This is a genomic window from Acidovorax sp. (genome assembly GCF_022763525.1).
GTDB lineage: Bacteria > Pseudomonadota > Gammaproteobacteria > Burkholderiales > Burkholderiaceae_C > Acidovorax.
Genome location: NZ_JALEGG010000015.1, coordinates 1 through 4,942 on the forward strand (window position 1 = coordinate 1; position 4,942 = coordinate 4,942).

Annotated in this window: 5 protein-coding genes and 1 tRNA gene; 5 read left to right on the forward strand and 1 reads right to left on the reverse strand. The window is 63.7% G+C overall.

Going from position 1 to position 4,942, the window contains the following annotated elements:
• Nucleotides 1-161 precede the first annotated feature (161 nt).
• Nucleotides 162-887 (forward strand): hypothetical protein, encoded by a 726-nt coding sequence (locus tag MRY84_RS01170; RefSeq protein ID WP_291503943.1) that lies wholly within the window; start codon nucleotides 162-164, stop codon nucleotides 885-887.
• A 226-nt stretch (nucleotides 888-1,113) separates the two neighbouring features.
• Entirely contained in the window at nucleotides 1,114-2,091 is a 978-nt protein-coding gene (locus MRY84_RS01175) for a GMP reductase (RefSeq protein ID WP_291503944.1), read from the forward strand.
• Nucleotides 2,092-2,170: 79 nt separating this feature from the next.
• On the opposite strand, the gene MRY84_RS01180 is transcribed toward MRY84_RS01175, so the two are convergent.
• Nucleotides 2,171-3,061: an alpha/beta fold hydrolase gene (locus MRY84_RS01180; RefSeq protein ID WP_291503945.1), complete on the reverse strand. Its 891-nt coding sequence runs from the start codon at nucleotides 3,059-3,061 to the stop codon at nucleotides 2,171-2,173.
• Between the two features lie 62 nt (nucleotides 3,062-3,123).
• On the opposite strand from MRY84_RS01180, the gene MRY84_RS01185 reads away from it, so the two are divergent.
• From MRY84_RS01185 to MRY84_RS01195, 3 genes are all read left to right on the forward strand, one after another.
• Nucleotides 3,124-4,086, forward strand: a complete 963-nt coding sequence (locus tag MRY84_RS01185) for an NAD(P)-dependent oxidoreductase (RefSeq protein ID WP_291503946.1) — start codon at nucleotides 3,124-3,126, stop codon at nucleotides 4,084-4,086.
• Nucleotides 4,087-4,170: 84 nt separating this feature from the next.
• Nucleotides 4,171-4,246, forward strand: a tRNA-Lys gene (locus tag MRY84_RS01190).
• Between the two features lie 391 nt (nucleotides 4,247-4,637).
• On the forward strand, nucleotides 4,638-4,942 hold a 305-nt coding region (locus tag MRY84_RS01195), incomplete at its 3' end, for an MFS transporter (protein ID WP_291503947.1).

Here is a 4,942-nt window from a genome sequence, read left to right on the forward strand (position 1 = left end):
CCGCGGGCAGCGTGACGGCAGCCAGCTGTTCATCGTTGAGATTGGCCAGAAGGGGCGATGCGGCCGAGGCCGCGCCGGCATGGGGGGGCACCAGGGCTTCGGGTGCGCCCGAAAACGGATCTTGTGGGAACATGCAGCCATTGTAGAAACCGCCCTCACCCATGGCCCACATCAATCCCCTTGCCCTGGTGGCTGCCTCCCTGCTGGCTTGCCATGCGCCCCATCTGGCGGCCCAGTCCAGTTGCAGCAGCGATGGGGTGACCGCACCCGTCACCCTGTTCGAGCGCTTCCTGGATGCCGACTGCGAGGCCTGCTGGTCGGATCCCGCCACGCCGGCTCCCGCTGCCAGCGCCAGCGTGGTGGTGCTCGACTGGATCGTCCCGGCCCCTTCCGGCGACGAGGCCCCGCTGTCGGCCGCTGCCACGCGTGATGCGTTGGCGCGGCTGGAGGCCCTGGGCCGCAAGGCCCCCTCTGCCCGCGACGTGCATGTGGCCAGTGTGGAAAAAGGGTCCACCGGCCGGCTGCGCGTGGCCCACGGCATGCCATTCAACGATTACCTGGGCACGTCGATCCGCTACACAGGCGCCCGCCAGCGCCCCGCGCCAGCGGGTGCAACGGTGGGCGCAGTGAATTTCTACCTGCTGCTGGTCGAGTCCGTCCCCGCAGGAACCGAGGGCACGCCAGTGGGCCGGAATATCGTTCGAAACATGCTCCAGGGCAGATGGAATCAGCGCGATCAGCTCCTGAAAAAAGAGCAAGGGCATTGGATGGAGGCCCGGCCGATGCGCGTTCCCGAGGGTGCGCAGGCACAGCGCCTGCGCGTGGTGGGCTGGGTGCAGGACGAACAGGGGCGGGTCATTGCGGCAGCGCAGTCTGCCTGCCGATGACCACGCCGCCGATACGGTTCATACCAAGTCCGTTATAGGGCGCGGCAGCCGGGTCGGTAGAATCAATCACCGGGCCCAAGTTTCTTGACGCCCGGTTTTTTGTGCCTGCGCACAGCAGGGTTCGGGGTGGCCTTTCACGGTCGCCCTCGCAAGACCGGACCGCAAGCCAAGCGCCCACCGCCGCCAAAATTGTTTGGCGGCGCCCTTTGATGGAGCTTGGAATCTCATGGAAATCTTCGACTACGACAACGTCCTGCTGCTGCCACGCAAATGCCGCGTGGAAAGCCGCTCGGAATGCGACGCCAGCGTGGAACTGGGCGGCCGCTCGTTCCGCATCCCCGTGGTGCCAGCCAACATGAAAACCGTGGTGGACGAGAAGATCTGCACCTGGATGGCCCGGAACGGCTACTTCTACGTAATGCACCGGTTCGACCTGGACAACCTCCAATTCGTGAAGGACATGCACGCCAAGGGTTGCTACGCCTCGATCTCGCTGGGCGTCAAGCAGCCCGACTACGACACCGTCGACCAACTGGTGGCCTTGGGGCTCACACCCGAATACATCACCATCGACATCGCCCACGGCCATGCCGACAGCGTGAAGAACATGATCGGCTACCTCAAGGCCAAGCTCCCCAAGGCCTTCGTGATCGCTGGCAACGTGGCCACGCCAGAGGCCGTCATCGACCTGGAGAACTGGGGCGCTGACGCCACCAAGGTCGGCGTGGGCCCGGGCAAGGTGTGCATCACCAAGCTCAAGACCGGCTTTGGTACCGGCGGCTGGCAGTTGTCGGCGCTGAAGTGGTGCGCGCGCGTGGCCACCAAGCCCATCATCGCCGACGGTGGCATCCGCAGCCATGGCGACATCGCCAAGAGCATCCGCTTTGGGGCCACCATGGTGATGATCGGCTCGCTGTTCGCGGGGCACGAAGAATCGCCGGGCAAGACGGTGGAAGTGGACGGGGAACTGTTCAAGGAGTATTACGGCTCGGCGAGCGACTTCAACAAGGGCGAGTACAAGCACGTGGAAGGCAAGCGGATCCTGGAGCCGATCAAGGGCCAGCTCGCCGGTACGCTGATCGAGATGGAGCAGGACGTGCAAAGCTCCATCAGCTACTCTGGCGGCAAGAAGCTCATGGACATCCGGAAGGTGAACTACGTGATCCTGGGCGGGGACAACGCGGGCGAGCACCTGCTGATGTAGCGGCCGAGCCGGAGGGCGCGGCCGTTTTCCAAGGCGGCCTTCTTCTCCGCCGCACAACGCCAGGGTGAAGACGCTGGCTTCAGGCCCGCAGGAGGTTCTGCGCCATGTGGTGCAGGTCGTGCCCCGGTGCGGCCAGCGCATCGACGATGCTGAAATGGTGCAGACCCGGCAGGGCTACGCTGCGGGGCACAAAGTGGCTGCCCCAGGCATCCTGCATGAGCTGGTTCTGTCGCAGGAATTCAGGGCTTTCGTCTGCCCCTACGGCACAGAACAGCTGACCCGCAGGAGGCTCCAGCAGGCGGGCGGGGCTGTACTGCAGCACCTGCTGCTCGGTCAGGTTCAGCACCGACTGGTACATCGGCGTGTGCATGAGGGGCTCTAGGTCGTGCACCCCGGAGATCGACAGAGCGTTGCGCACGAGACCGTCAGGCAGTTCCGCCCCGATGAGCGGCCAGACGCTGGTCAGCAGCAGCGCCGCGAGATGGCCGCCAGCCGAATGCCCTGCCACGGTGATGCGCCCAGGATCCCCGCCGTGGGCGCCGACATGCTTCCACACCCAGCCAAGCGCTTTCTCCATTTGCCGCACGATGTGCGGTATGTTCACCGGCGCCTCGGGGGTTCCCGGGCACAGCGCATAGTTCACCACCACCACGCAAAAGCCGGCCTGGGTAAAAGGCGGAGCAATGAACGAGTGGTCGGACTTGTCGAGCGAGCGCCAGTAGCCCCCGTGGATGAAAACCAGCACCGGCACGGGTGGGCCCCCGCCACCGGTGGAACCGGAGGCAGGAAACACATCCAGCGTTTCCCCGGCGCCTGGGCCGTAGGCCACGTCTAGCGCGCACGGGACCTGGGCCCGCACCTGCGCCGAGTCACGCGCCCAGCGCTGCAGGTAATCCATGTGGTCGGGCACCAGCGCACGGTTGTTGTACATGCGCTCCAGCCAGGCGGGGTCGTGCAGCGGCAAGTTCATGGTCGAGTCTCCTTCCTTTGTCCGCGGCATCATCATTCCATTCACACCACGCTGCAAGCTCCATGACAGGCAAATGCACCAAAAAGGCACATCATGGGAATGCACACAAAGACCACCAACGTTTTGGGACGAAAGACGCCATGACCCCCCATCCGCTTCACATTGCAGTTCTTGGCATCGGCATGATGGGCAGCCCCATCGCACGCCGCCTGAAGGAAGCCGGGCATCAAGTGCATGCCTGGAACCGTACGCGCGCCAAGGCCGAACCCCTGTCCCAGCAAGGCATCTCCATTCACGAAACGCCTGCCGATGCCATTCAGAACGCCGACGTCGTCATCAGCCTTCTCGAAAACGGACCGGTAGTAGGTCACGTGCTTTTTGAACTGGGCACGGCCAGGGCCATGCGCCGGGGCACCCTGTTCATTGACATGGCATCCATCCAGCCGCGCGAAGCGCGGGACCACGCGGCGCGCCTGGGCGAAATGGGCATGGCCCACCTGGACGCCCCCGTGTCGGGTGGGACGGTGGGCGCAGAAAACGGCACGCTCGCCATCCTGGTCGGCGGACGCCCGGAAGACTTCGCACGGGCTCAGCCCGTCTTTGCGGCCTGTGGCCGTGCCACGCACGTAGGGCCCCACGGCGCCGGCCAGTTGACCAAGCTGGCCAACCAGATGATCGTGGGCATCACGATTGGCGCAGTGGCAGAGGCGCTGCTCTTCGCAGCCAAAGGCGGAGCCGACATGGCCAAGGTGCGCGAAGCCATCCAAGGCGGCTTTGCCGACAGCCGCATCCTGCAACTGCACGGCCAGCGCATGGTGGAGCGCGACTTCACGCCGCACGGCCGCATGGCCGTGCAGCTCAAGGACATGCGCAATGCCCTCGCCACGGCCAGCGAGATCGGCTTTGACGCCCCCATCACCGCATTGTTCGAGAGACTGTATGCCGAAGGCGTGGACCACGGCCTGGGCGAACTGGACCACAGCGGCCTGTTCGTCGAGCTGGCCAGCCGCAACGCCATGCAATAATTTTGGCTGCGACTTGCAAAGAGCCAAAAAATTGGTGCATAATTCGAGGCTCTGCAGCAATGCAGACAGATTAAAGAAAAGTTTGGGTTCTTAGCTCAGTTGGTAGAGCAGCGGACTCTTAATCCGTAGGTCGAGTGTTCGAGTCACTCAGGACCCACCAAACGTCAAAAGGCGCTACAACTTCATCGGTTGTAGCGCCTTTTTGCATTGGGGTTGCTACACGCAGTCGAGCCATAGTCGAGCCGCCCAATCCATGAAGTCGCCCCTACCGCGCGCTAGCCTGGTTTGCCAAGCGCGTTAAATATGTCACACTTGCCCAGCTTCAAGAAAGTCCGCTTGCATCGCTTCGACTAGCATTGCAAATGCCGCCAGCGATGGCGGTTCGATCCCACGAAGTCGAGGTATGCAAGATTTAGCCCGCCCCCGTGCGGGCTATTTTTTCCCTGCCATGCCATGGATGAATCGCGCAACCAAAGCTGCGCAGGGCCCCGGCCCGTATTACCGTTCATTCCAGCGCTCTGGCGCACCGCAATCCCAACCAAAGAGACAGCATGAATCCTCACGCCCAGACACTCTGGCGAGCTCCCCAATGGGCGCTGGCTGTCCTCCTGGCTGTGCTGGGCATGTTGGGGCCCTTCTCGATCGACACCTACATTCCGGCGTTTTCGGGGATTGCCCACGCGCTGGGCGCCACACCTGTGGAGATGCAGCAGACGCTGTCGGCGTATCTTTTTGGCTTTGCCTTCATGAACCTCTTCCATGGGGCACTGGCGGACAGCTTTGGCCGGCGGCCAGTGGTCCTGTGCGGAATTGCCATGTTCACCTTGGCCTCGGCGGGGTGTGCCCTGTCGCAGAG